26 protein-coding genes are annotated in these 26064 nt (G+C 71.6%); 18 read left to right on the top strand and 8 right to left on the bottom strand.

Translation table 11 applies throughout. The features are described 5' to 3' along the window. Positions 1-53 precede the first annotated feature (53 nt). Positions 54-686: a class I SAM-dependent methyltransferase gene (locus CVO96_RS08845; RefSeq protein WP_165795251.1), complete on the top strand. Its 633-nt coding sequence runs from the start codon at positions 54-56 to the stop codon at positions 684-686. Between the two features lie 52 nt (positions 687-738). Here CVO96_RS08845 and CVO96_RS08840 read toward each other — a convergent pair whose 3' ends face one another. The 5 genes from CVO96_RS08840 to CVO96_RS08820 form a co-directional block, all read right to left on the bottom strand. After that, positions 739-1557: a TerC family protein gene (locus tag CVO96_RS08840; protein ID WP_103313384.1), complete on the bottom strand. Its 819-nt coding sequence runs from the start codon at positions 1555-1557 to the stop codon at positions 739-741. A gap of 113 nt (positions 1558-1670) precedes the next feature. Further along, positions 1671-2336, bottom strand: coding sequence for a tRNA (guanosine(18)-2'-O)-methyltransferase TrmH (gene trmH, locus CVO96_RS08835; RefSeq protein WP_103311915.1), 666 nt, complete (start codon positions 2334-2336; stop codon positions 1671-1673). Between the two features lie 47 nt (positions 2337-2383). Next, complete coding sequence (locus CVO96_RS08830; RefSeq protein ID WP_103313383.1) at positions 2384-2923, bottom strand: DinB family protein; 540 nt, start codon at positions 2921-2923, stop codon at positions 2384-2386. A gap of 25 nt (positions 2924-2948) precedes the next feature. After that, a complete protein-coding gene (locus CVO96_RS08825; protein WP_103311914.1) occupies positions 2949-3953 on the bottom strand; it encodes an MBL fold metallo-hydrolase in 1005 nt (334 codons plus the stop codon). Between the two features lie 195 nt (positions 3954-4148). Continuing rightward, positions 4149-5534 carry a deoxyribodipyrimidine photo-lyase gene (locus CVO96_RS08820; protein ID WP_243398244.1) on the bottom strand — a complete coding sequence of 462 codons (1386 nt, stop codon included), beginning with the start codon at positions 5532-5534 and terminating at the stop codon, positions 4149-4151. 69 nt (positions 5535-5603) lie between these two features. Here CVO96_RS08820 and CVO96_RS08815 point away from each other — a divergent pair, with 69 nt between their 5' ends. Then, positions 5604-6302: a histidine phosphatase family protein gene (locus CVO96_RS08815; RefSeq protein WP_207795296.1), complete on the top strand. Its 699-nt coding sequence runs from the start codon at positions 5604-5606 to the stop codon at positions 6300-6302. 46 nt (positions 6303-6348) lie between these two features. Here the strand turns inward: CVO96_RS08815 and CVO96_RS08810 are convergent, their stop codons facing one another. Further along, positions 6349-7005 carry a trimeric intracellular cation channel family protein gene (locus CVO96_RS08810; protein WP_103311913.1) on the bottom strand — a complete coding sequence of 219 codons (657 nt, stop codon included), beginning with the start codon at positions 7003-7005 and terminating at the stop codon, positions 6349-6351. Positions 7006-7213: 208 nt separating this feature from the next. Here CVO96_RS08810 and CVO96_RS08805 point away from each other — a divergent pair, with 208 nt between their 5' ends. The 3 genes from CVO96_RS08805 (at position 7214) to CVO96_RS08795 (ending at position 9682) form a co-directional block, all read left to right on the top strand. Next, complete coding sequence (locus CVO96_RS08805; protein ID WP_279327000.1) at positions 7214-7648, top strand: response regulator; 435 nt, start codon at positions 7214-7216, stop codon at positions 7646-7648. A gap of 73 nt (positions 7649-7721) precedes the next feature. After that, on the top strand, positions 7722-8612 hold the full coding sequence (locus CVO96_RS08800) for a DNA repair protein (RefSeq protein WP_103311912.1): 891 nt from the start codon (positions 7722-7724) through the stop codon (positions 8610-8612). Between the two features lie 110 nt (positions 8613-8722). Next, positions 8723-9682 carry a type I phosphomannose isomerase catalytic subunit gene (locus CVO96_RS08795; protein ID WP_103311911.1) on the top strand — a complete coding sequence of 320 codons (960 nt, stop codon included), beginning with the start codon at positions 8723-8725 and terminating at the stop codon, positions 9680-9682. Between the two features lie 61 nt (positions 9683-9743). Here the strand turns inward: CVO96_RS08795 and CVO96_RS08790 are convergent, their stop codons facing one another. Beyond that, positions 9744-11309, bottom strand: a complete 1566-nt coding sequence (locus CVO96_RS08790) for a DEAD/DEAH box helicase (RefSeq protein ID WP_103311910.1) — start codon at positions 11307-11309, stop codon at positions 9744-9746. 419 nt (positions 11310-11728) lie between these two features. Between CVO96_RS08790 and CVO96_RS08785 the strand changes: the two genes are divergently transcribed. The 13 genes from CVO96_RS08785 (at position 11729) to CVO96_RS08725 (ending at position 25184) form a co-directional block, all read left to right on the top strand. Next, a complete protein-coding gene (locus CVO96_RS08785; protein WP_103311909.1) occupies positions 11729-13303 on the top strand; it encodes an ABC transporter substrate-binding protein in 1575 nt (524 codons plus the stop codon). 96 nt (positions 13304-13399) lie between these two features. Continuing rightward, the gene (locus CVO96_RS08780) at positions 13400-14338 is read left to right on the top strand and encodes an ABC transporter permease (RefSeq protein ID WP_103311908.1); all 939 of its coding nucleotides are present in this window, start codon (positions 13400-13402) and stop codon (positions 14336-14338) included. A 31-nt stretch (positions 14339-14369) separates the two neighbouring features. Further along, positions 14370-15218: an ABC transporter permease gene (locus CVO96_RS08775; RefSeq protein WP_103311907.1), complete on the top strand. Its 849-nt coding sequence runs from the start codon at positions 14370-14372 to the stop codon at positions 15216-15218. After that, on the top strand, positions 15215-16240 hold the full coding sequence (locus tag CVO96_RS08770; RefSeq protein WP_103311906.1) for an ABC transporter ATP-binding protein: 1026 nt from the start codon (positions 15215-15217) through the stop codon (positions 16238-16240). Before CVO96_RS08775 ends, CVO96_RS08770 begins: the two co-directional genes overlap by 4 nt. Continuing rightward, the gene (locus CVO96_RS08765; protein ID WP_103311905.1) at positions 16237-17283 is read left to right on the top strand and encodes an ABC transporter ATP-binding protein; all 1047 of its coding nucleotides are present in this window, start codon (positions 16237-16239) and stop codon (positions 17281-17283) included. Before CVO96_RS08770 ends, CVO96_RS08765 begins: the two co-directional genes overlap by 4 nt. Further along, positions 17280-18287, top strand: coding sequence for a GntR family transcriptional regulator (locus CVO96_RS08760; protein WP_243398242.1), 1008 nt, complete (start codon positions 17280-17282; stop codon positions 18285-18287). The genes CVO96_RS08765 and CVO96_RS08760 overlap by 4 nt, the downstream gene beginning before the upstream one ends. Continuing rightward, entirely contained in the window at positions 18274-18981 is a 708-nt protein-coding gene (locus tag CVO96_RS08755; RefSeq protein WP_243398239.1) for a creatininase family protein, read from the top strand. The genes CVO96_RS08760 and CVO96_RS08755 overlap by 14 nt, the downstream gene beginning before the upstream one ends. Then, on the top strand, positions 18978-20123 hold the full coding sequence (locus tag CVO96_RS08750; RefSeq protein WP_243398236.1) for a ketopantoate reductase family protein: 1146 nt from the start codon (positions 18978-18980) through the stop codon (positions 20121-20123). The genes CVO96_RS08755 and CVO96_RS08750 overlap by 4 nt, the downstream gene beginning before the upstream one ends. Further along, on the top strand, positions 20120-20887 hold the full coding sequence (locus CVO96_RS08745) for an SDR family NAD(P)-dependent oxidoreductase (protein WP_103311904.1): 768 nt from the start codon (positions 20120-20122) through the stop codon (positions 20885-20887). Before CVO96_RS08750 ends, CVO96_RS08745 begins: the two co-directional genes overlap by 4 nt. Beyond that, the gene (locus CVO96_RS08740) at positions 20884-22329 is read left to right on the top strand and encodes a dipeptidase (protein WP_243398233.1); all 1446 of its coding nucleotides are present in this window, start codon (positions 20884-20886) and stop codon (positions 22327-22329) included. Before CVO96_RS08745 ends, CVO96_RS08740 begins: the two co-directional genes overlap by 4 nt. Then, positions 22322-22912 carry an RraA family protein gene (locus CVO96_RS08735; RefSeq protein ID WP_103311902.1) on the top strand — a complete coding sequence of 197 codons (591 nt, stop codon included), beginning with the start codon at positions 22322-22324 and terminating at the stop codon, positions 22910-22912. Before CVO96_RS08740 ends, CVO96_RS08735 begins: the two co-directional genes overlap by 8 nt. Beyond that, positions 22909-24429 carry a carboxypeptidase M32 gene (locus CVO96_RS08730; protein ID WP_103311901.1) on the top strand — a complete coding sequence of 507 codons (1521 nt, stop codon included), beginning with the start codon at positions 22909-22911 and terminating at the stop codon, positions 24427-24429. Before CVO96_RS08735 ends, CVO96_RS08730 begins: the two co-directional genes overlap by 4 nt. Beyond that, positions 24426-25184 (top strand): SDR family NAD(P)-dependent oxidoreductase, encoded by a 759-nt coding sequence (locus tag CVO96_RS08725; protein ID WP_103311900.1) that lies wholly within the window; start codon positions 24426-24428, stop codon positions 25182-25184. The genes CVO96_RS08730 and CVO96_RS08725 overlap by 4 nt, the downstream gene beginning before the upstream one ends. 2 nt (positions 25185-25186) lie before the next feature. On the opposite strand, the gene CVO96_RS08720 is transcribed toward CVO96_RS08725, so the two are convergent. Continuing rightward, entirely contained in the window at positions 25187-26008 is an 822-nt protein-coding gene (locus CVO96_RS08720) for an SDR family NAD(P)-dependent oxidoreductase (protein WP_103311899.1), read from the bottom strand. Positions 26009-26064: the final 56 nt, after the last annotated feature.

Genomic DNA, 26064 nt, shown 5'->3' with positions numbered 1-26064 from the left:
AACCAGCCCTGGTCAGGCATATGGGCAGGCACCGGAGCACGGTACGCTGGGCCATGAGTCCGGCCGACCACTGGGGCGAGTACGCCCGCAAGACCATCAAGGACCACACACCTCGCCCCCTGCTGCTGCGGGCGCTGGAGCAGAGGGGGGCCGGGCCACGGGCGGCGCGGCGCACGGCGCTCGACCTGGGCAGCGGGGCCGGGAACGAGACCCTGGCCCTGCTGGAACGCGGCTGGACGGTCACGGCGCTGGACTCGAACGCCGAGGCGCTGGAGGTCGTGCGGAGCCGCGCCGCCCCGGACGCCCGCCTGACGCTGCTCCATGCGCCCTTTCACCGCCTGCCGAGGCGCCGCTACGCGCTGATCCACGCCAGCCTGAGCCTGCCCTTCTGCCCGCCAGAGCTGTGGCAGCGGACGTGGCGGGTCATGCGGAGCCGCGTGGCCCTGGGCGGCCTCCTGGCGGCCACCTTCTTCGGCCAGCGCGACGGCTGGGCCGCGGAGCCGGAGATGTCCTTCGCCGCCCTGGAGGACGTGCCGGGGCTGCTGCCCGGCTTCGGGCTGGAGGTGCTGGAGGAGTGGGAGGGCGAGACGGCGCTCGCGCTGGGCGGCACCCACCGCTCGCACCTGATCACGGTAATCGCCCGGAGAGGCCGGGCACCGGAAGCAGCAGGCGGGGCCGCCCCGTGAGGAGACAGCCCCGTTGTGAAGCTCCGTGGGTAGGCTCAGCTGGTCGGTCGGTTCAGCGCCCGTCGATTCGGCCGTCGGCGGCGTCCAGCACGGTCTCGTCGAGGTCGCGCACCACGCTGTCGGCCTTCTTCCCGGCCTCCTCGTCGCTCATGACGGCGCGGCGGGTCGCCAGGTAGGTGCCGATCACGGCGATGGCGCCCATCACGCCCCAGAACAGCACCGGGGGCATGTGGAAGGTCGGCACGGCCGGGTAGACCTCGTGGGCGGCCTCCAGGGTCTCGACGCCCAGTTTCACGGCGATCCAGCCGACCAGCGCGTAGGCCACGTTGTCCAGCGCCGGGTACTTGTTGAGCAACTTCAGGAACACCGTGGCCGCGATCCGCATCAGGATCAGGCCGATGATGCCGCCGATCACGACGATGGTCAGGCCCTGCTCGCGCGGCATTCCGCGGGGAATCAGCGCCACGCCCGCCAGGATGGAATCGACCGAGAAGGCCAGGTCGGTCAGGTTCAGCAGCACCACGGTCGCCCAGAAGCCGCGCCCGCGGGTCTTGCCGGCCGCCTCGTCCTCGGAGTCCTTGCGCTTGGTGAAGTGCGAGATTGCCAAGTAGGCCAGGTACGCCGCCCCGAAGGCCCGCAGCCACCAGTACTCCAGGATGTAGCCGGCGAGCAGCACCCCCAGAATTCGCAGCACCACCGCGCCGCCGATGCCGTAGGCCAGGGCCTTGCGCTGCAGTTCGCCCTTGAGGTGGCGCACCATGACCGCCAGTACCAGGGCGTTGTCGGCCGAGAGCAGGCCTTCGAGCAGGATGAGGGTGCCGAGGATGGCCCAGAACTCGGCATTGATGGGGGGCATTTCCAGTCCGAACATAAACATGCCAGTGTAGCGGCCGCACGGGGCCAGACCCATCACGTGACCGACATCTGGCCTTCACCTGAGCCTCTGAGAGCCGGCCCTTAGACATCTGGCCCTCAGCCACCCCTTCAGGCCACGATCTGTCCCTGCTCGTCCAGCGCCGGGTAGGGCTCGCCGCGCTCGCGGTAGGCGGGCGCCAGGTCGGGATAGCCCCACTCGAAGGCGCGCCGCCCCAGTTCCCCCGGCGAGAGCTGCGGCGCGTCGTACATCCCGGCCGCCAGCCGCTGGCGCTGCGCCTCGAAGAGGATGGTCGCGGCGGCCACCGAGACGTTCAGGCTCTGCACCATGCCGAACATCGGGATCACGATGTTGCCGTCGGCGGCACTCGCGGCCTCGTCGCCCACGCCCCACTTCTCGGCGCCCAGCAGCACGCAGGTCGGGCGCGCATAGTCGGCCTCGCGGTAGTCCACGCTCCTGTGCGAGAGGTGCGTGGCGAGCACCTGGAAGCCGCGCCCCTGCAGCTCCCGCACGGCCTCCAGGGCGTCCGGGCGCTGCTGCACCGCCACCCACTTGTGCGCGCTGCCGCTGGTGGCCTCGTAGGTGTGGCCCTCGAACTCGGCCAGGACGCCGCCCTTGGGGGGCACGGCGTAGGCCTCCAGCACGCCCACCGCGTCGCAGGTACGCACGATGGCCGAGAGGTTGTGGGGCTTGTTGACCTGATCCATCAGCACGGTCAGGGTCGGCTGCCGCCTGCTCAGCACGCGCAGGATCTTGGCGTAACGCTCGGGAGTCATAACGAATCAGGGTAGCGCACGGGCCAGCCGGGCCCGGTCAGCCCCGCTCAGGAGGACGCAGAGAGCGCCGCCAGCCCGCGCTCCATGGCCTTGCGGTGGTGGCGGGTGTGGTAGGCGGCCATCCGCAGCCAGTCCAGGGCGTCGATCTGGCCCATGTACGGGTGGAAATACGTGCGCTCAGGGTTCGCGGGCGCGTGCACGGTCAGCAGCTCGCGGGTGGCGGCGCTGCGCGCGAGCAGGGCCTCGGGCGTCTGGTCGCCCACGGGCTCGGTACCGGGGGGCGCGACCCGCCGGCCGTCCCGGAGGACGCCGTAGACCTCGGGCGGCTGGCGGATGGGCTTGTCGGAGAGCAGCAGCCGGGCCAGTTTGCCGCTGCCCTCGTTGACCAGCACCGCGTGTTCGGCCTCCTGGGCGGGCGTCCACTCGCGGCCGGGCATGGGCGTGTGCCAGTGCGCCTGCGCCGCGCGGATGGTGGCCTCCAGCTCGCCGAGTTCCTGACCCAAGCGCTCGGCCACGAACTCGGGGGTCGGGTAGGCGGCCCGGAGAGCCACCATCTGCTCCTGGGCATTGAGAGAGGGCTGGGTCATGGGGTCAGTGTAGGGCAGGCCACCCTCAGGCCCGCCGGAACAGCGCCGCGCCATCGGCCCGGCGGGTCTCCAGCAGCTCACCCCGCGCCGCCAGCTCCTCCACCAGGGCGCCGGTCTGGTCGAGCAGCAGCAGCGCCTGCACGGCCTTCAGGCGCGGGTTGACCGCGTGGGTCAGGTCGTGGACGGTCATGGGCGTGCCTGCTGCGTCCAGCACGCCGCGCAGCTTGCCCTCGTAGCGCTCCCGGAGCTGCCGAACCCGGCCGCGCCAGTCCGGCATCGGGCCGTCGTGGCCGCCCAGGGCGAGGCTCACGCCCTCCAGGGCCTCGACCTTCCGCAGCGAGGCCAGGTAGTTCGCCAGCCCCGCGCCGGGCTGCATCCGCTCCGGCATCAGCGGCGGGGAGTTACGCGGCAGCAGGTGGTCGGCGCTGAGCAGCAGGTCATCCAGGCGCAGGCAGATCTGCGAACCCTCGTGGCCGGGCGTGTAGACGACCGTGAAGAGACCGTCCAGCAGGTCTCCATCCTGCACGGGCGTGGCGACCTCGACTCCGCTGGGCAGCATCAGGTTCCCGGCGCGGCGGCGCATCCGTTCGGCGTACTCAGTATGGATACCGGCCCAGGTCAGGTGGGCCTCGATAGCGGCCAGCCCGGCCTCCCGGCGCTCCTCGGGGCGCTCAATGGTCGGCACGGCCCGCGCGTGCGCGGCGACCGGCGCGGCGCTCAGGCCGCGCACGAAGGGCAGCCCCGCCACGTGATCCGTGTGCGGGTGCGTGATCACGACGCGCGCGAGGCCGTCCCACGACCACGCCTCGCCGTACCCGGTTCGCACCCCGTCCAGGGCGGCCAGCAGGCCCTGGGTGCTGCCCTCATGGCTGCCGCCGACATCGACCAGGGCCGTGTAGGCCGGCCTCGCCGGGTCGCCTACCACGATCAGGAAGGCGTTGGCCGGCAGGTGCGGGAAGGCGAGCAGCGGCAGGGTATAGACCCGCGCTCCGCTGGAGGTGACGTGCCGGGTGGGCGACGGGAGGGTCATCCCGACCCTGGGGCGGAGGGGGCAGCGGGCAGCGGGGGCATGGAACGCAGTCTGCCGCCTTCCACCCCTCATATCGACCTCAACCGATTCCAAGCCCCAGCGGTGAATCCATCGGACTGGCTGTCCACCGCTCCGGTTCGACGTTTTCTCTCGCTCGCTCTCTGCCGCAGCCGTACCCGTCCGCGCGGCTTCGATTCAGCTGGGTGCCGGCTCCTCCCCGGCCCATTTGCGGGCGTAGGCGTCGGCGTCGAATTTGCGCCTCAGGCCGCCGGCGGTCATGGAGCGCACCATGCCGAAGATCGGGCGGGTCTGCCAGGGGCGGTCGTGCAGGCCGAACACCCAGCCCATGCCGGCGTAGGAGTTCGGGTTGCGGCCGTCCTGCTCGTAGCGGTTGTTCAGCCAGACCATCGTGTCGTAGGCCACGCCGGGCGTCGGCGACCATTCCAGGATCTTCTTGCCCCAGTACATCCGCATGTAGTTGTGCATCCGGCCGGTGCGGGTCATCTGGCGCTGGGCGGCGTTCCAGTAGGGGTCGTGGGTCTGGGCGGCGTCGAACTCCTCACGGCTGTACAGGGACTCGCGCCGGTCCGCGGCGTGCTCCTGCAGGGTGGCTTTCGCCCAGGCAGGCATCCCGTCGTAGCGGTCGTAGGCGGGGTTGAAGGTCGTGAGGTTGAAGCTCAGTTCGCGGCGCACGATCAGCTCCTCCAGAAAGGAGTCCACGCCCGGCCCGGCGTGCTCGCGGGCCGCCAGGGCGGCGCTCAGCGGCGAGAGGTGCCCGTAGTGCAGGTAGGCGCTCAGGCGGCTGCTGCCGTCCACGTTGGGGTCGTTGCGCCGCCGGTCGTAGGCGTCGAGCTTGCGGGTGATGAAGTCCTCCAGCATCTCCAGCGCCGCGTTCTCGCCTCCCTCCTCCTCGCCCGGCGGCACGGACTGATCCAGCGGCAGGCCGCGCGCCACGCCGGCCGGGTCGCTCACGTCCAGTCCGCCCTCCCAGTCGCGGGTCTGCCGCCTCAGGTCGTGGGCCTCCAGCGGCACGAGGTAGTCGCTCAGCAGGCGGTGGATCTTGGGGCGGATGGTGCGGGCGGCGTATTCCTGCTTGCGGCTGACCACGTGGACGGGAATCACGGGCTCGGACTCGACCTGTACGAAGGGCACCTCCAGCCGCGCCCGCAGCCACTCGCGCCACTCGCGGTGAATCCGCATGTAGCCGACATCGGTCACCACCAGCGCGGCTCCCTCGCCGGCCGTACTCAGCACGACCTCCGGCGGCGAGCCCAGGCCCACGCGCAGCGGAATCCCGCGCGCCGCGAGGTTCGCCTTCAGGTCGCGCAGGCCCTCCAGCAGGAACTGGTAGTGGCGGGCGTTCGCCTCGGGATAGCTGGGGGTCAGGCCGAACACGGCCACCAGAGGCAGGCCCAGGCGGTTGGCCTCCCGCACCGCGTATTCCAGGGCGTGGTTGTCGCGCGTGCGGACGCTGGTCTGCGCCCACAGCAGGACGAAGCCCTTCCTGACGGGCTCGCCGGGGCGCAGGAGCTGGATGCGCGTGTCGTGGATCATGGCCCCTTTGTAGCGGAGAGGGGGCATGGGGATGGTATGCGGGCTGGCTGTTCACCGCTGTCGGGATCACGGGGAACAGGGTGGTAGCGTGCCGGGGTGAACGTGCTGCTGATCCGCCACGCCCAGTCGGTGAACAATGCCCTGGAAGGGCGACCGGACTCTCTGGAGGCAAGGCAGGCCGATCCGCCCCTGACCGCTCTGGGGTGTGAGCAGGCGCGGCGACTGGCGGACTGGTCGCCCACGGATGACCTCTGCCGCCGGATCACGCACCTGTATTCCAGCCTCACCACCCGCGCCGTGCAGACGGCCGCGCCGCTGGCCCACGCGCTCGGGCTGGACGTGCAGGGCCTGACGGACGCCTACGAGTGCGGCGGCCTGAGCACTGGCCCGGCGGGAGGGTTCACGCCGGTCGCCGGACGCGACCACGACTCGCTGCTGCTGGACTGCCCAACCCTCCTGTGGCCGGCAGAGATTCAGGGCCAGGGCTGGGACGGCGGCTGCGAACCCTGGGACAGCACCGGCTTTGCCCGGCGGGCGGCCCGCGTCACGGCGCGGCTGCGGGCGACCGGGGGGGCCGACGTGATCGCACTGATCACCCACCATGACTTCGCCCAGCACCTGATCGCTGACCTGCTGGGCCTGCCAGAGCTGGACGGCGAGGCGCCGACCTTCCGCCTGAACAACACCGCCACCGCCTATATCGAGGTGAGCGCCGGTCCTGCCCCAACGGAACGCCGCGTGCTGCACTGGCTGGGGCGTGTGGCCCATCTGCCCCCAGAGTCCGTGACGCGGTGACCCGACGTGAATACGCCGGACGCTTCGCGGCCGTTCGTCCCTGCCCTCACCCCTGGCCGTTCGGCAACCGCCGCACCGGCAGCCGGGCCCAGCCGCGCCGCGAGAGCCAGCGCAGCAGGGTGACCACCGCCGAGCCCGCGAACTGCGCCTGGAAGGGCGTGACGTGCGGGTGCAGCGCCCAGACCGTGAAGGCCCCGGCGGCGGCGGCCGTGGCGTACAGCTGGTCGCGGCGGTACATCACCTCCGGCACCTCGTTGGCGATCAGGTCGCGGATGATGCCGCCGCCCACCCCGCTGAGCATCCCCGCGAAGATCACGCCCAGCGGCCCCAGCCCGAAGTTGATGGCCCCCAGCGCCCCCGAGGCCGCGAACAGCGAGAGCCCCACCGTGTCGAAGATGCTCAGGGTGCGCTCGAAGCGGGCCAGCCGCTCGCCGAAGGCGAAGGCCAGCGCGGCGCCCAGCAGGGCGGCCCACAGGTAGGTCTCGTCGCGCAGGAAGAGGGGCGGGGTCTGGCCGGTCAGGGTGTCGCGGATGGCCCCGCCGCCCACCGCCGTGACGCAGCCCAGCACCAGCACCCCGAACAGGTCGAAGCGTTTCCGAACCGCCAGCAACGCCCCCGAGAGCGCGAAGGCCACGATGCCGGTCAGGTCGAGCCAGCGCAGCCCCACCTCCAGCGTGATGGGCGCCCACTCCAGTTCATGCACAGCCCCCACTGTAGCGGCCCGCCCCCACGCCGCCAGGTTTGGCTATGCTGGGGGGCAGGGCGCCGACCGGTCTGGCGCTGACGGGCGGGGCGCCGGGACGGATGCACGGGACTGGACACCCGGCCACGGCTCCCTGGCCCCCACGCGACGGTTCGCCCTCATCTGACTGTTAAACTGGAGTATCCCACCCAGCCCATCCGGAGGCCATTTGCGACCCCTGCACGTTCACTTTGTCGATGACAACATGGCCGACCTCATGCTGACCAATGAAATTCTGGAGTCGCACGCCGATGTCGTGGAAGTCAGCACCAGCCTCAGCGGCCCCGCCGCGCTGGAATTCCTGCGCGACAGCCGCAATTCCCGCCCGGACGTGGTGGTGCTGGACATCAACATGCCCGGTCTCTCGGGCTTCGAGGTGCTGGCGGCCATGAAGAGCGACCCGGCCCTGGTGGATATCCCGGTCGTGATGCTCTCGACCTCCAGCAACCCGCGCGACGTGGCGCAGGCCTACACCCTGCACGCCAGCTCCTACCTCGTCAAGGCGCACGATTTCCAGCAGTTCGTGCAGCAGATCGAGGCCTTCATCACCTACCTGCGCCAGACCCGCCTGACCCACTGGCCCAACGCCATGACCGACGCCTGAGCGGCGGAGGCGCGCCGCATCCGGCACCTTCGGCACACACTTCCGGCTCTGTTCAGGGCAGAATATGAGGGACATGGCACGAGTAAAAACGAAAGACGCCGCGGGCACCCAGCCCGCCCCCCCTTCGCCCCACGCCCACCTGGACGCCTTCGACGCCCTGATGGCGACCGCGGCCGTGGACAGCCAGATCCGTGCGCTCGCCGAGAGCGGCGCCGACACCCAGACGCTGAACGCCGCCCTGACCGAGGCCTTCGTGCAGGCGCAGCGGCGCTGGGGCCTGGGGCTGCACCACCTGCGGCACGCCGCCGAACTGACCGTGCGCGGCGAGCAGCCCGATATCGCCCTGCTCACCGACGGGCAGCTCACCGCGCATGTCAGCGAGGGCTCGGCCGCGATCGCCGCCGCCTACGCGCCCATGCAGGCCCTGGACGAACGCGGCCTGAGCCTGTGGGGCGCCCTGCCCGACGGCCACCGGGTTCCGGCCGACGTGCCCTTCACGCACCTGAAAGCGCTGATCGAGGACGCCCGCGACTTCGAGACCCACTGGCTGAGCGGCCGGGGCGGCACCTTCAGCCGCGTCTGGCGCTCGGGCGAGACGCTGTTCGTGGAAGTCGCCCGCCCCGCCTCGCCCCAGGCCGCGCTCTCCGACGCCGCGTGGGACGTGATCACCGGGATCAAGGATCGCACCTTCCAGCGTGAGCTGATGAGCCGCAGCGAGGAAGTGGGCCTGCTGGGCGCCCTGCTGGCGGCGCGGCACGCGGGCGCGGGCGCCAACCTCGCCCGACTGCCCGAAGCCCACTTCACCGTGCAGGCCGCCGTGCAGACCCTGGAGGGAACCGATGGCCGCAGCGCCGAAGGCTACCGCGCCCAGATCCGCAACGCCCTGGCCGAACTGGAGGACTACCAGTCCGGCGCCACGCGGCAGCTCGCGCAGGTGCTCAAGCACGGCCTCCGCAGCCAGTAAAGGGAGGCCAGGAGAGGAAGGCCGGCGGGACGACTGCCGGCTGGGCTCTGCTGTCCGGACATGGGTGAAATCCCAGGCCACGCGCCGCCCCCCTGCACTACCCTGACCCCATGACCGACGCTGCTTCCCCCGCCGCTGCCCCGCTGCCCGCCTTCCTGCGCCTCGAACCCCGCTACTACCCCCGGGTGTGGGGAGGCGAACAGCTCGCGCCACCGGCCGCCGACGGCACGCCGGTCGGGGAGGCCTGGATCGCAGACGGGCAGAGCGTGGTGCAGGGGGGGCCACTGGCCGGACAGACGGTGGACGCCCTGATGACGGCCCATCCCGGCGAGCTGCTGGGGAGCGGCCTGGACGCCGCCCAGGGCTTCCCGCTGCTGATCAAGCTGCTCGACTGCCACGACTGGCTGAGCGTGCAGGTTCACCCGAACGACGCCCAGGCACGCGAGATGGTGGGGCCGGCGGAGCGCGGCAAGACCGAGGCCTGGCACATCCTGCGGGCCCAGGAGGGCGCCGAGCTGCTGGCCGGCGTGACCCCCGGCACCTCGGCCCAGGCGCTGGCCGACGCCATCCGGGGCGGTGAGATCCTGACCTTGGCCCAGCGCCGGGCGGTGGAGGCCGGCGACACGGTGTTCATTCCAGCCGGCACCCTGCACGCGCTGGGGCCGGGCCTGCTGCTCTACGAGGTGCAGCAGGCCAGCGACACCACCTACCGGGTCTTCGACTGGAACCGCCCCGTCAGTGCCGGCCGGAAGCTGCACACCGAAGAGTCCGTGCGCGTGACCGACCCACAGCAGCAGGGCGAGTATCACCCGGTCGGCGAAACTGGCGGGCTGGGCGAGCTGGTGGGCAGCGAGTACTTCGTGCTGCGCGGGGTGCCCGGCGACCAATCCCAGGACAGCGCGGGCCGCGTCCAGCTGGTCACCACCGTGGAAGGGAGCCTGACCCTGGAGGCCGGTCTGCAGTCGCTGGAGCTGCCGCTGTACGCCACCGCGCTGGTGCCCGCCGCTACCGGCCCGTACCGCCTGCTGGGCGAGGGCCGCGCCCTGGTGGCGACGCCGGGCGAGGGCTGAACGGAGAGAAAAAAGGAGGGCCGGGCATTCACGCCCGGCCCTCCCCCTTTCTCCTCAAGCCTTAGCGGCGTCCACCACGGCCGCCCCGGCCCCGGGCCGGCTGCGGGCCGACGCGCCCGGCGCCGGTGCCGGCGGGCGACGAAGCGCCGGAGCGGGTGCCTCCCGCGTCGCCGGAGCGGCTGCCCTGGCCAGAGGCTCCACGGGTGTGCCCACCGCCCTGGCCCGAAGCACTGCCCTGGCCGCGCGGCGAGTGCCCCCCCTGACCCTGCGGGCTCCGGCCGCCGCCCTGCCGCTGGCCGCCACCGCCGCCGCTGCCCTGGCCCTGTTTTTCCTGGATGGCGCGGTCGATCTGGCTTTCCTCGCGGCTCAGGGGCGGATGCAGCGCCTCGGGCAGGCCCCGGCGCACGGTCTGCCACAGGCCGCGCTGTTCGGGAATCAGCAGCACGAGGTTCACGCCGGGGCGCCCGGCCCGCGCGGTGCGCCCGGAACGGTGCACGTGATCCTCGGAGGTCGAGGAGACGTCCATGTGGATCACCATGCGGACTTCGGGCAGGTCGATGCCGCGTCCGGCGATGTCGGTGGCGATCAGGATGCGCGACTTGCCCTCGCGCAGCAGGCCCATGGTGTGCTCGCGCTTCTTCTGATCCATGTTGCCCTGCAGCGGGCTGACGATCTCACCCGGCAGCATGGCCGCCAGCCGCTCGGCGCGGCGCTTGACCAGCGCCTTGGTGCGGCAGAAGATCACCACGCAGCCGCCCGGGGCCTGCAGGGCGTCACGCGCGTGGGTGGCGGCCACGTCCAGCACCTCGTCGCGGGTGGTGTTCAGCAGCAGGTGGGTCGCGCCGGTCGCGCCGCCCATCACGTCGCCCTCGTGGCCGGCGGCGTCGGCGTGGCGGGCCGGGGCGATGTCGATGCGCTCGGGCCTGTCCATGAAGCGCTCGGCCACCGAGCGGATCTCAGCCGGGAAGGTCGCGGAGGCCATCGCCAGCTGCAGGTGGGCCTGGCCGGTCTGGGTCTGGGCGGCGCGCAGGATGTCGCCCACGTCGCGCAGGAAGCCCAGCGAGAGCAGCTCGTCGGCCTCGTCCAGCACCACGTATTTCAGGCCCGCCAGGCTGAGTTCCTGTCGGGTGATGAGGTCTTTCAGGCGGCCGGGGGTGCCGGCGATCAGGCCCTTGCCGGTCGCCTCGGTGCGGGTCTGGCCGGGCGTGATGCCGCCGGTGATGCGCCCGGCGGGCATGCCCAGTTCGCGGGCCACGTCGCGGATCTGCACGGCGAGCTCGCGGGTGGGCGTGACCACCAGCACCTCGGGGCGCATGCCGCGCACCGGCCGCATGCCGATGCCGCGCGCGGCGGCCGGGATCAGGAAGGCCAGCGTCTTGCCGCTGCCGGTGCGGGCGGTGGTGATCACGTCGCGGCCGGCCAGCAGGGCCGGAATGGCGCCCTCCTGCACGGGGGTGGGCGTGCGGCTGCCCAGCATGGCGCGCCAGTCGCGCACGGCGGGGGCCTCGCTGTGGTCAGCCCCTTCGCGGCGCTCACCGACGCGCCGGGGGGGGCGGTCGGGCTGGGCATTCCGGTCGGTGGAGGCGGGACGGGTCGGGGCAATCTGCTGTTCTTTGGTTCGGGTCATGGACATCCTGTTGGGCGCCCGCAGGGGCGGGCCGCACGTGGCGGCATAGTGTGAGAAAGGTCGTGCTGGCCGGCAACATCCGGTTCGATGTGCGGGCGTGAACGTCCCGGCAGGGCCCTGCGGCGACCTGCCACGCTCTCCCATCATGCCCTAAACAGTGGCCGCTCACCCTGTGCCGGGCACAGTCGGGCCGACCGTCACGGCCCCAGTCACACCCCCGGGCACCTTCCTGCCCTGGGGCCTCTTGGCGCCGGGCGGCGCACCCAGGGGGCCTCGAAGGTCGGCTACCAGCCCGCCTGGACAACTCCAGTCTCGCGCCGGTACCGAGAGGCGGGTGTGGGCTTGCCAAGTCCGGACGTCGGTGTTATGGTTCGCCATAACATTTACAGATTTGTTATGGACGTTCTGGAGGTAGGGCTATGAACAGACTGTCACGTGCCACGCTCGCGCTCGCCGCCGCACTCAGTGTTTCCCACTCGCTCGCCGTGACCCGCGGCGGACAGCTGGTGTACGGCCGCTACGCCGACTCGCTGTTCCTCGACCCCGTGCTGAACGACGCCAACCTAGACATCTGGATCCTGACCAACCTCTACGACACCCTGCTGCAGCCCACCTCCGACGGCAAGGGCGTGCAGCCCGGCCTCGCCAGCCGCTACGCCGCGTCGAGTGACGGCAAGACCATGACGCTCACCCTGCGCCCCGGCCTGAAGTTTGCCGACGGCAGCCCGCTCACCGCCGCCGACGTGAAGTGGTCGCTCGACCGCGCCCGGCAGCCCGAGGCCGGCGCCTGGAGCTCCTCGCTGGCGAGCATCGACTCCATTGCCGCCAGCGGCCAGACCGTGACCCTGAAGCTGAAGCGCCCCGATCCCACGCTGCCCGCCGCGCTGGCGACCTTCAACGCCGCGATCATGCCCCAGAAGCTGTTCACGGCGGCCCCCGGCAAGAACGACGCCGAGAAGGCCAAGGCCTTTGCCGAGAAGCCCATCGGCTCGGGCCCCTTCGTGCTTCAAGAGTGGAAGCGCGGCTCGTACATGGTTCTGAAGCGCAATCCCTACTACTGGAAGAAGGGCGAGGACGGCAAGGCGCTGCCCTACCTCGATTCCGTGCGCTTCGAGATCATCCCGGACGACAACACCCGCATCCTGAAATTGCAGGCGGGCGAGCTGCAGGGCGCCGAGTTCATTCCCCTGAGCCGCGTGGCCGAACTGAAGCGTGACCCGAAGCTCGACATGATGCTGTACCCCTCGACCAAGGTCAGCTCGATCTTCATGAACAACCGCCCCACCCTGAAAAACGGCAGCGAGAACCCGCTGAGCGACGTACGCGTGCGGCAGGCCCTGAACTACGCCACCAACAAGGACGCCCTGATCCAGGTCGTGACCTTCGGCACCGGCAAGGTCATGAAATCGTTCATGTCGTCCACCACGCCGCTGTACGACACCAACCAGAAGGGCTTCCCGTACGACCTGGCGAAAGCGAAGGCGCTGCTGGGCGCCACCAAGTACAAGAGCGGCTTCGAGGTCAGCGTCATGGCGACCAGCGGGAGTGCCGACGACCTCGCGCTGCTGACCGCCATGCAGCAGATGTGGGCGGCCATCGGCGTGAAGCTCAAGATCGAGCAGCTCGACGCCGCCACCAAGACCGCCCGCTACCGCGCCAACGATTTCCAGATGCGCACCGGGGCCTGGACGAACGACATCAACGACCCCTCGCAGATCACGACGTACTTCGCGGTCTACGACAACATCGAGTCCGTGCACACCGGCTTCAAGAGCGCGGAGATCGACAAGCTCTTCGAGCAGAGCCAGCAGGAGCTCAGCCGCGTGAAGCGCGCCTCGCAGTACCGCCGCATCCAGACCATCTACCAGCAGGCCGCGCCCATCGTCTACCTGTACGAGACCCCCTACCCGGTCGCGCTGCTCAAGAAGGTCAACGGCTTCGTGCAGATCCCGCTGGGCAACAACATCTTCGCCGGCGCCTGGCTCGACAAGTAAGGCTGGGCCCGTCCAGCCGGCGCCCTCGTCCGCGCCCTTCCCTACCCTTTCCGGCCGCCGCGACTCCCAGTGCGGCGGCCGGGAGCTGGAGGTGTCATGCACACCACGTACGTCCTCAAGAGATTGCTGCAGATCATCCCGACCTTCCTGGCGGTGATGCTGCTGGTCTTCTTGCTGGTGCGCCTGCTGCCGGGCGACCCGGCGAGCGCCATCCTGGGCGACCGCGCCACCACCGAGATCGTCGAGCGCACCAACCGCGAGCTGGGACTCGACCAGCCGCTGCCGGTGCAGTTCCTGATCTTCGCCCGGAACCTGCTCTCGGGCGACCTGGGCGACTCCATCAGCCTGAAGGTGCCGGTCATGCGGCTGATCCTGGAGAGGCTGCCGGTGACGCTGTTCCTGACCGTGTACGCCGCCGTGCTGGGCGTGCTGATGGCGCTGCCGCTGGCCGTGCTGGCCGCCGTGCGCCGCAACACCTGGATCGACGGCGTGATCCGGGGCGTCTTCCAGGTCGGGCTGTCGCTGCCGGTGTTCTACGTGGCGCTGCAGCTGCTGACCCTGCTGGGTGCGCGGCTGGGCTGGTTCCCCATCGGCGGCTACGGCGAGGGCTTCGGCGGGCACCTGTACCACCTGTTCCTGCCGGCCCTGACGCTGGGGCTGAACCTGGCGGCGGTGCTCGTGCGAACGCTGCGATCGGCGGTGATCGAGGTGCTGACCGCCGAGTACGTGGAGTTCGCCCGCGCCAAGGGGATGCGCCCGCGGGTGATCCTGAGCCGCCACGTCCTGCGCAACGCGCTGATCTCGACCGTGACCCTGCTCGGCCTGAACATCGGCGCGCTGATCGGGGGCGCGGTGATCACCGAGACGGTCTTCGCCATTCCCGGCGTGGGCCGCCTGATGGTGGACGCCATCTTCGGCCGCGATTACCCGGTCATCCAGGGCCTGACCCTGACCTTCGCGGTGCTGGTCTCGCTGGTCTTCCTGATGACCGACCTCCTGCACGCCCGCCTCGACCCCCGCACGGAGCTGAGCTGATGTCCCTGCTGACCACTTTCAGGAGCCCGGCATGACCGCCGTCACGACCGTCCCCGCCGCCCCGGCCCGCGCCCGGCGCTGGCCCAAGCCGACGCTGCTGATCGGCCTGACACTGCTGGCCGTGCTGATCGTCGCCGCGCTCTTTCCCGCCGCCCTGGCCCCGCACAGCCCCACCGACTTCGACTACGAGGCGATCCTGCAAGGGCCCACCGCCCGGCACCCTTTCGGCACCGACAACTTCGGCCGCGACGTGCTCAGCCGGGTGATCTACGGCACGCGCATCGACCTGCAGATCGCGCTGTTCACCACCCTCTTCCCCTTCGTGTTCGGCACGCTGCTGGGCGCCCTGACCGGCTTCCGGGGCCGCTGGGCCGACGCCGTGGTGGGGCGGATCGCCGACCTCGTGGTGGTCTTTCCCTTCCTGGTACTCGTCATCGCCATTGTGGCGGTGCTGGGGCCGGGCCTGACCAATATGTACATCGCGGTGAGCGCGGTGGGCTGGGTCAGCTACTGGCGCCTGACGCGCGGCGAGGTGATGAGTCAGAAGAAGGCCGAGTACGCGCAGGCGGGCCGGGTGCTGGGCTACAGCCCCAGCCGCATCCTGCTGCGGCATATCCTGCCCAACGCGGTCACGCCGGCCATCGTGTACCTGATGACCGACATGAGCCTGGGCATCCTGCTGGGCGCCTCGCTGGGCTACCTGGGCCTGGGCGCGCAGCCGCCGACCCCGGAGTGGGGCGTGATGGTCGCCGACGGCAAGAACTTCATGGCCACCGCGTGGTGGATCTCGACCTTCCCGGGCCTGGCCCTGACGCTGGCCGGCGTGACCTTCTCGCTGATCGGCGACGGGCTGGCCGACGCCCTGAGGCCCCGCGCATGACGGCGCTTCTGGAACACGGCGCCGCAGCGACGACAGGCACGCCGCTGCTGAGCGTGCGCGACCTGAACGTGCGGATTCCGACCCCATCGGGCACCCTGCACGCGGTTCGCGGCGTGAGCTTCGACCTGCAGCCCGGCGAGATGCTGGGCGTGGTGGGCGAGAGCGGGTCGGGCAAGAGCGTGACCCTGCGCGCCCTGCTGCGGCTGCATCGCCCGCCCATCCAGACCAGCGGCGAGGTGCACTACGGCGGTCAGAACCTTTTGACTCTGAATGACCAGGGGCTGCGCGGCGTGCGCGGCGGCCAGATCAGCCTGATCTTCCAGGAACCCATGAGTGCCCTGAACCCCGTGCTCACGGTGGGCGAGCAGATCACCGAGAACCTGCGCGAGCACAAGGGCCTGCGTGGGCGCGCGGCGCAGGAGCGGGCGGCCGAACTGCTCGACCTGACCGGCATTCCCAGCCCCCGCGCGCGGCTGTCGGACTACCCGCACCAGTTCTCCGGCGGCATGCGCCAGCGCGCCATGATCGCCATCGCGCTGGCCTCCGAGCCCCGGGTGCTGCTGGCCGACGAGCCCACCACCGCGCTGGACGTCACCATCCAGGATCAGATCCTGCGGCTGCTGCTGAAGCTGCGGAGTGAGCTGGGCATGGCAGTGATCCTGGTGACCCACGACCTGGGCGTGGTCGCGCAGACCTGCGACCGGGTGGCGGTGATGTACGGCGGCCGCCTGATGGAGACCGCGCCGGTGACGGAGCTCTTTCGCCAGCCGCTGCACGCCTACTCGCTGGGCCTGCTCCGCAGCCTGCCCGGCGTGGGCGCCCAGCGCGTGCCCCTGGTGCCGATCCCCGGCGGCCCGCCCGATCTGCGGGTCACGCCGGGGGGCTGCGCCTTCCATCCGCGCTGCGCCTACGGGGACGACGCCTGTCTGGGGGCCGAGCCCCCGCTGGTGCCGGTGGCCCCTGGCCGCGACAGCGCCTGCGTGCACGCCGACCTGTTGCCGCCTCCCGGGAGCGTGGCATGAGCGCCCGAACTGAGACCCGCACGCCCGACCGCACCACCGCAGACACCGTGCTGGAGGTCAGTGGCCTGACCAAGACCTTCCCGGCGGGTCAATCGCTCCTGGCGCGCCTCCGGGGCCAGCCCAGGAAGGTCGTGCAGGCCCTGACCGACGTGCACCTGAGCGTGCGCCGGGGCGAGACGCTGGGCATCGTGGGCGAGAGCGGCTGCGGCAAATCCACCCTGGCCCGCACGCTGGTGCGCCTCTACGACGCCGACTCGGGCAGCGTACGCTACGACGGGGCGGAGGTCACGGCCCTGCAGGGGGCCGCGCTGCGCGCCTACAACCGCTCCGTGCAGATGATCTTTCAGGATCCCTACTCCAGCCTGAACCCGCGCATGACCGTGGGGCAGGTGCTGCGCGAGGTGCTGGGCGTGCACCGCATGCGGCCCCCAGGGCAGATCGAGGCCCGCATTCGGGAACTGCTGACGCTGGTCGGGCTGCCGCACGAGGCGGCGGGGCGGTTGCCGCACGAGTTCAGTGGCGGGCAGCGCCAGCGCATCGGCATCGCGCGGGCGCTGGCGCTGGAGCCCGAGATCCTGATCGCCGACGAGCTGGTCTCGGCGCTGGACGTCTCGGTGCAGGCGCAGGTCGTGAACCTGCTGCTGGAGCTGCAGGAGGAATTGCACCTGACCGTGCTGTTCGTGGCCCACGACCTGAGGCTGGTGCGCCACCTCTCGCACCGGGTGGCTGTGATGTACCTGGGCCGGGTGGTCGAGGTGGCGGACACGGCGACCCTGTTTACCGCGCCCCGCCACCCCTACACCCAGGGCCTGCTCGCCGCCGCGCCCACGCTGGAGCCCGGCACGCGCTCCGCCGAGCCCGCCATCTCGGGCGAGCTGCCCAGCCCGCTGAACGTGCCCAGCGGCTGCGCCTTCCGCACGCGCTGCCCGCAGGCTTTTGGTCGCTGCGCGGTCGAGCGGCCGGCGCTGCTGCCGGTGCAGGGCGGCGAGGTGGCGTGCCACCTGTACGACCCTCAGGGGCCTCAGGGTACGGTGATCCCATGACCTCGACCTCCTCCGACACCCCCACCGCCTTCGTGCGGCCGCTGAGCATCGACCGCACGCTGGACGTGCCGGTGGGCGCGCAGCTGCGCGGACAGCTGGAATACGGCATCGCCTGCGGGGAGATCAGCCGAGGCACCCGGCTGCCCAGCGTGCGTGAGCTGTCGCAGGAACTGGGGGTCGCGCACGTCACCGTGGCGCAGGTCTATAAGGAACTGCTGGGGCTGGGGCTGATCGTCACGGCGCGGGGGCGCGGCACCTACGTGGCCGACGCGCCGCGCGTGCCGGGCGGCCCGGATCAGGCCCGGCTGCGCGCGCTGCTCTCGGAGACCATCGGGCAGGCGCAGCGCGAGGGCTTCACGCTGCGGCAGATCGGCGAGGTGACGGGGGTGCTGCTGGCCCGCGCCGGGCAGCGCGCCCAGGAGGGTGCCTGCGTGCTGCTGGTGGGCCTCTTCGCCGACACCACGCGCTCCTACGCCGCCGACCTGCAGCTCGCGCTGCGCCCCGGCGACCGGGTGCAGACGGTCACGCTGGGGGAACTGCGGCGCGGCGCGGGTCTGGAGCAGGCGCACACAGCCGACGTGGTGCTGGCCCTGGCCCACCGCCTGACCGAGACCCAGGCGCTGCTGCCCGGCGTGGACGTCATCCCTGTGGGGTTTATCCCCTCGCCGGCGACCCGCGCGGCGCTGGCCGGGCTGAGCCCGCTCGCCCGGGTCGCAGTGGTCGCCACCTTCGAGGACTTCCTGCCCACCTTCCTGGCGGGCGTGCGGAGATTTGCTCCACACGTCTCGGCGCTCAGTGCGACCCACCTGCAGGCACCGGGCCTGCAGGCCACCCTAGAGGGCGCGGACGTGATCGTGTACGCCACCGGCTCGGACATGGTGCGTGACCTCGTGCCCGGTACCCCCGCTTTCGAATACCGCCACATGATCGACCCGCGCGATGTGGAAGGGCTGGTGCTCCCTGCCGTGGAGGCCCGCCGCAAGGAGCCCCATGACCCCGATTGAACAGATGAACTGGATGCAGGTCGAAGCGTACCTGCAACACGACGACCGCTGCGTCCTGCCGCTGGGTTCTACCGAGCAGCACGCCTACCTGAGCCTCGCAGTGGACAACATCCTGCCCTCTAAGCTGGCACATGAGGCCGCCGAACCGCTGGGCATCCCGGTCTTTCCCGTGTTGCCCTACGGCATCACGCCGTACTTCCGGGCCTACCCGGGCAGCGTGACCCTGCGCGTGCAGACCTACCTGGCTCTGGTGCGCGACCTGCTGGACAGCCTGCATGAGCAGGGCTTCCGGCGCATCCTGATCGTGAACGGGCACGGCGGCAACTCGCCCGCGCAGGGCTTCGCCACCGAGTGGATGGCCGACCACCCCGGCACACAGGTCAAGTTCCACAACTGGTGGAACGCGCCGCGCGTCTGGGAGAAGGTGCAGGCCACCGACCCCAACGCCAGCCACGCGTCGTGGATGGAGAATTTTCCCTGGACGCGCCTGGAGGGGGTCGCCATGCCCGACGCCGAGAAGGGCGCGCTCGACCTGGATCGCCTGCGCCTGCTCTCGCCCACCGCGCTGCGCAACTACCTGGGCGAGGGCAACTACGGGGGCCGCTTCCAGCGGCCGGACGAGGACATGCAGGCGATCTGGGACGTGGCGGTACAGGAAGCGCGCGCCCTGCTGGACGGCGGGTGGATCGAGTGATTCCGGATGACGCCTTCGGTCGTCCCGACCAGCGGGAGCAGGAACTGGATGGGCGTCCCCTGGACGAGGGCGAGGACACCCAGCAACGGGTGCTGATCTGGGGGGCCGGGGCCATCGGCGGGGCCATCGGCGCGGCGCTGATCCGCTCGGGGGTGGACGTGACCTTCGTGGACGTGGCGCAAGCGCACGTCCAGGCCATCCGCGAGCGCGGCCTGCAGGTCACCGGGCCCTTCGGCGGCCCCACCGTGCGGGCCTCCGCCTGCACCCCGGAGGAACTCGCCGGGCAGTGGCCGCTGGCGCTGCTGTGCACCAAGGCGCAGGACACCCGCGCAGCGGGCGAGGCGCTGCGGCCCCACGTCACCGGGGACGGCGCGGTCGTCTCGGTGCAGAACGGCCTGAACCCGCTGATCCTGAACGAGATCCTGGGCCCCGGGCGCGTGCTGGGCGCGTTCGTGAACTTCGGCGCCGACTACCTGGAACCGGGCGTGGTGACCTATGGCGGGCGGGGCGCGGTGGTGGTGGGCGAGCAGGGCGGCGCCCTGACGGCTCGCGCCCACGCCATCCATGCCCTGCTGCAGCGTTTTGAGCCCGCCGCGATCCTGACGCCCAACATCTTCGGCTACCTGTGGAGCAAGCTGGGCTACGGTTCGCTGCTGTTCGCCACGGCCGTGACTGACGACTCCATCGCCGACGCGCTGGCCCGCCCCGACAACCGCGCCATGTACGTGGAGCTGGGCCGCGAGGTCATGCGGGTCGCGCTGGCGCACGGGGTCACGCCCGAGGCCTTCAACGGCTTCGACCCGGCGGCCTTCCTGCCCGGCGCGGGCGACGCGCAGGCGCACGCCAGCCTGGACGACTTGGTGGCCTTCAACCGCCGCAGCGCCAAGACCCACAGCGGCATCTGGCGCGACCTCGCGGTGAGAAAGCGCCGCACCGAGGTCGACGCCCAGGTCGGCTGGGTGGTTCATTTCGGCGACCAGCACGGCGTCCCCACCCCCCTGAACGCCCTGCTGGTCGAGCTGATCCACGACATCGAGAACGGCCGCCGCACCCTGGACGCGGCGGGCACCGACGGCCCGAACATGCGCGCCCTGCGCGCGGCGATGCCAGCCATATCCGGAGTGCCGGGGGTGGGCGCGTGAACCTCGACTTCCAGGGGCAGACCGTGATCGTCACCGGGGCCGCGCACGGCTTCGGGCGGGCCATCGCGCACGCGTTCGCCTGGAACGGCGCGGCGGTCTGGGCCTGTGACGTGGCGGAGGCCGGGCTGGGCGAGACCGCACGGCTGGCCGCCCACGACGGTCTGAGCCTCCAGACCCGCACCCTGGACGTGGGAGACGGCGCCGCGGTGCAGGCCTTCGTGGCCGAGGTGGTGGCCCATACCGGCCGCCTGGACGTCCTGGTCAACAACGCCGGCGGGGTGCTGGGACAGGTCGGCCGCCCCTTGGAGGAGATCAGCGAGGCCGACTGGCACGCGATCTTCCGGGTCAACGTGGACGGCGCGTTCCTGTTCGCCCAGGCGGTGGCGCCGCACATGAAGCGCCAGGGCTCGGGCCGCATCGTCAACATCTCCTCGGGCGCGGGGCTGGGGATCAGCCTGACCGGCATCCAGGCCTATGCCAGCGCCAAGGCCGCGCAGATCGGCCTCACGCGGCAGCTCGCGCACGAGCTGGGCGAGTGGGGCATCACGGTCAACAACGTCGCGCCGGGCTTCGTGCGCTCGAACCCCACCACCGAGCGGCAGTGGGAGAGCTACGGCGAGGAGGGGCAGCGCAAGCTCATCCAGGGCATCGCCCTGAGGCGCCTGGGCACCCCGGACGACATCGCGAACGCCGTGCTGTTCTTCGCCTCCGCGCAGGCCGGCTGGATCAGCGGGCAGGTGCTGAGCGTGGACGGCGGGAAGTGACGGCGGGAACGACGCGCTGGCCCGCAGCGCGGCCCGGCGCGGCGCCCCTGCCGAGCGGGTTGGAAGCGGCGATCTCGCTGTTAAAAACCCGCGCGGACGCCTCGCTCGCCGAGCTGATCGAGTTCGCCGGTATCCCGTCCATCAGCGCGCAGTCGGCCCACGCGCCGGACATGGCCCGCGCCGCCGACTGGCTGCGGGCGCGGCTGGAACGGGCGGGGCTTCAGAACGTGAGTCTGTGGCCCACCGCCGGGCACCCGGCCGTCTACGGCGAGTGGCTGGGCGCTCCGGGTGCCCCGACCGCCCTGGTGTACGGCCACTACGACGTGCAGCCCCCGGAACCGCTGGAGCGCTGGAGCACGCCGCCCTTCACGCCCACGCTGGTCGGCGAGCGCCTGTACGGCCGGGGCGTCAGCGACGACAAGGGGCCGCTGCTGCTCACCGTGCAGGCGGTGGACGCGCTGCTCTCGGCCACGGGCACGCTGCCCCTGAACCTGAAGTTCCTGTTCGAGGGCGAGGAGGAGGTCGGGTCGGCCCACCTGCCAGGGCTGGTCGCGGCGCGGGCTGGCGAGCTGCGGGCCGACTTCGTGATCAGCGCCGACGGGGGCATGTGGAGCGCCGACTTCCCCTCGCTGACCGTCAGCGGGCGCGGCCTGGTGGCGCTGGAGTTCAGCGTGCACGGCCCGGCGCGCGACCTGCACTCCGGGCGGCACGGCGGCGCGCTGCACAACCCCCTTCACGCGGCCGCCGCGCTGGTCGCCAGCCTGCACGACGGGCGCGGGCGCGTGGCGATCCCCGGCTTCTACGACGGCGTACAGGAGTTGTCTCCGGACGAGCGGGCCGGACTGGCCGGGCTCCCCTTCTCCGACGCCGCCTACCTGGAACAGACCGGCGCGCCCGGGGTCTACGGCGAGGCGGGGTACTCCACCCTGGAACGCCAGTGGCACCGCCCGACCGTCGAGGTCAACGGGCTGTGGGGTGGCTACAGCGGAGAGGGCAGCAAGACCGTCCTGCCCGCCGAGGCCCACGTGAAACTGACCTGCCGCCTGGTGCCGGGCCAGCACCCGGACACCATCGCCGCGCGGCTGGCCGAGCATCTCCAGAATCAGACCCCACCCGGCGTGCGCCTGGAGCTGCGCCCCGGCGACCACGCGGCCGGCCCCTATTCTCTGCCGGCCGGGCACCCGCTGCGCCGGGCGGCGGGTCAGGTGCTGCGGGAGCTGTACGGCACGCCGCCCGTGGAGGTCGGCATGGGCGGCTCCATTCCCATCCTGGAGACCTTTGGGGGCGTGTTGGGGCTGGACACCGTGCTGTTCTCCTTCGCGGTGGGCGACGAGAACATCCACGCGCCCGACGAGTTCTTCCGCATCGGGCGGCTGTACGAGGGCCAGGAGGCCTGGACGCGGCTGTGGTGGGCGCTGGGGAACGGGCAGACGGATGGATAGCCCGGACGTGCTGGCCCTCGCCCATCGTCTGACGCCCCTGCTGCCGGGCCGCGACCTGACCTGCGACCTCAGCGACGCCCTGGGGCACGCGGGCGCACTGGGAGCCGACTTCCGCCCGCTGTGGCCGGGGGCGACCTTCGCGGGCCCGGCGGTGACCGTCCGGACGCTCGGGCCCGACCTGGGCGGGGTGTACCGGGCCATTGACCTCGCGCCCCCCGGCAGCGTGCTGGTGATCGACACCCACGGCACGCGGCACTTCGCCTTCTGGGGCGAGCGCACCACCCGCGCTGCCCTGGAGCGTGGAGTGCGCGCGGCTGTCATCGACGGCGCCTGCCGGGACGTAACGGCCGTGCGGGCGCTGGGCTTTCCGGTCGTCTGCACCGGCACTGTCCCGCAGGCCGGGCGGCGCGGCGAGCACGGCGAGGTGAACGTCCCGGTCGCCCTGGGCGGCGTGCCCGTGCAGCCCGGCGACCTGATCGTCGGCGACGACAACGGCGTGGTGGTCGTGCCCGCCGCCGAGGCCCGGCGCGTGGTGGGGGCCGTACTGGCCGATCTTCTTCCTCTCTTGACAGGAGCCTCATGACTGAAAGCGACTTCGCCCGGCGCTCGGCCGAGATCAACGACCTGCTGTGCGTGCTGAACCTGCTCGCCTGGGACGCCCGCACGCAGATGCCGCCCGGCGGGAGTGTCACGCGCGGGGAGCAGAGCGCGACGGTCAGCGCCCTGGCCCGCGAGCGCACCCTCGACCCGGCCTTCGAGCGGGCAGCTCAGGCGGCCCTGGATACGCCCGACGCGCCCGCCGCCCGGCAGGCCCTGAGCGCCATCTCGGCCCTGCGCCGCGTACCGGAGGCGCTGACCCGCGAACTCGCCACCCTGAAGAGCGAGGCGCAGGACGCCTGGGTGGGCGCGAAGGCCGCCAGCGACTTCGCCGCCTTCGCGCCCGCCCTCACGCGCATGGTCGCGCTCAGCCGCCAGCTCGCCGACGCCCTGGGCTACGAGGAGCACCCCTACGACGCCCTGCTGAACCTCTACGAGCCGGGCCTGACGAACCGCACGCTGCAGCCGCTGTTCGCCCGCCTGCGGGAGCACCACGTCGCCCTGCTGGAACGTATCCAGGCCCGGCCTGCGCCCCGAACCGACTTCCTGCGGCGCAGCTACCCGGCGGCGGCCCAGAAGGCGGTCTCGCTGCGCGCCGCCGAGCGCTTCGGCTACGACCTGAGCCGCGGGCGGCTCGACGAGTCCGCGCACCCCTTTGAGATCAGCTTCACGCGCAACGACGTGCGGATCACCACCCGCGTGCAGGAGGGCTTTCTCAGCGGCGCCTTGTTCGGCACCCTGCACGAGACCGGGCACGCGCTGTACGAGCAGGGGGTCGATCCCGCGCTGACCCGCACGCTGCTCGCCAGCGATCTGGTCGGCCTGTACGCGGTCGGCGGCGCGAGCTACGGCACGCACGAGAGCCAGTCGCGGCTGTGGGAGAACCGCATCGGGCGCTCGCGGGCGTACTGGGAAGGGCACTTCGCCGAGCTGCAGGCCGCCTTCCCGGAGCAATTGTCCGATGTGGACGCCGAGACCTTCCACCGCGCGGTGAACGAGGTGCGCTCCAGCCTGATCCGCGTGGAGGCCGACGAGCTGACCTACGACCTGCACATCATGCTGCGGGTGGAGCTGGAGCGCGCCCTGATCGGCGGCGAGCTGGAGGTGCGCAATCTGCCGGCCGCCTGGAACGCCCGCCTGAAGGCCGACCTGGGCCTGGACGTGCCCGACGACGCGCGCGGCGTGCTGCAGGACATCCACTGGTCGTCCGGGATGTTCGGGTCGTTTCCCACTTACACGATCGGCAACGTGATGGCCTCGCAGTTCTACGAGGCGGCGGGGGCGGCCCTCCCCGAGCTGGAGGCCCAGCTGGAGCGCGGCGAGTACGCCCCCCTGCGCGGGTGGCTGACCGATAACATCTACCGGCACGGCCGGACGTTTACGCCGGACGAGCTGCTGGTGCGCGTGACCGGCCGCCCCCTCGACCCGCAGCCCTACCTCGACTACCTCACGGGCAAATACAGCGCCCTGTACGGCCTCACCCCCCAGGAGACCCCCGCATGACCACTCCATCTCCGCTTCGTCTGTCCGGCCAGGTCGCCCTCGTCACCGGGGCGTCGAGCGGCATTGGCGAGGCCACCGCCCGCGCCCTGGACGCCGAGGGGGCCGCCGTCGTGCTGGTCGCCCGCCGCCAGCAGCGCCTGGAGGCCCTGGCCGAGTCGATCCGCCGCGAGGGCGGGCAGGCTGCCGTGGTGGTCGCCGACCTGGCCGACCTGGCCCAGGCGCGGGATGCCGTCATGCAGGCCATCGGTCTCTTCGGCCGCCTGGACATCCTCGTGAACAACGCCGGCGTGATGCTGCTCGGCCCGGTCGCGGACGCCGACCCCGGCGACTGGCAGCGCATGATGGAACTGAACGTGCTGGCGCTGATGCACTGCACCCAGGCGGCGGTGCAGGCCATGGGGGGGCAGGGCCGCGGGCACATCGTCAACATCTCCTCGGTCTCCGGGCGCGGCGCGGGCCCGACCAGCGCGGGCTACTCGGCCAGCAAGTGGGCGGTGGGCGGCTTCAGCGAGGGGCTGCGCCAGGAGGTGCGCCTGCTCGGCATCCGCGTGACGGTGATCGAGCCCGGCGTGGTCGCCACCGAACTCACGGAGCACATCACGCACTCGGCGACGAAGGAGAGTTACGAGGGCCGGATTGCCCAGATGACGCCGCTGGAGCCGGAGGACATCGCCGCCGCCGTGGTGTACGCGACCACCCAGCCCCCGCGCGTGAACGTCAACGAGATCCTGATCCGCCCGCTCGACCAGGGCTGAGCTCAGCCGTGGTTGAAGGTCGTGGTGCAGCCGCCGTCCACCGTGACGATCGAGCCGGTCATGAAGGACGCCGCGCCCGTGGCCAGGAAGACGATCACGCGGGCGACCTCGTCCACATGTGCCTGCCGGCCCAGCGGCTGGCGGGCGGCGGCGGTCTCGCGGCGGGCGATTGCGGCGGCCTGGCCCTCGGGGCCGAGCCGTGCGCGGCCCCCGCCCATGTCGGTGTCGACGTAGCCGGGGCACACGGCGTTCACGCGCACCCCGCGCGGGCCGTAGTCCACGGCGAGCTGCCGGGTCAGCGCCACGACGCCGCCCTTCGAGGCGCAGTAGGCCGGGGCGCCCGGCGCGCCGACGAGGCCATAGGTCGAGGCGACATTAACGATGGCGCCGCCCCGCGCCATCAGCTGCGGCAGGGCGTATTTCGCGCACAGGAAGGGGCCGCGCAGATTCACGGCCATGACCTGATCCCAGGTCTCGAGGTCGAGTTCGTGCAGCAGGCTGGCCCCGCCGGAGATGCCCGCGTTGTTCACCAGGATGTCCAGGCCGCCGAAGCGGGCGACGGCCTCCTCCATCATGGCCTGCACCTGCGCCCCATCGGCCACGTCGCAGGCCAGGAAGATCGCCTCGTCGCCCCGGTCACGCAGGGCCTGGGCGGTGGCCTCTCCTCCATCCACATTCACGTCTGCCACCACCACCCGGGCCCCTGCCCCTGCCAGCACGGCGGCCGTCGCCTGCCCGATCCCGGACGACGCGCCGGTCACGAGGGCGACCTGACCCTCCAGGGAAACGGCGGACGCCAGGGCCGGTATGCGTTGATCTGTCATGGTGCCTCCACCCTACAGGGCGCCGTTCGCCCCTCCCTTCACGCTCCCCAGAGGTG

It is taken from the genome of Deinococcus koreensis (genome assembly GCF_002901445.1).
Taxonomy (GTDB): Bacteria; Deinococcota; Deinococci; order Deinococcales; family Deinococcaceae; genus Deinococcus; species Deinococcus koreensis.
This window is presented reverse-complemented; position numbering and strand designations above follow the sequence as displayed.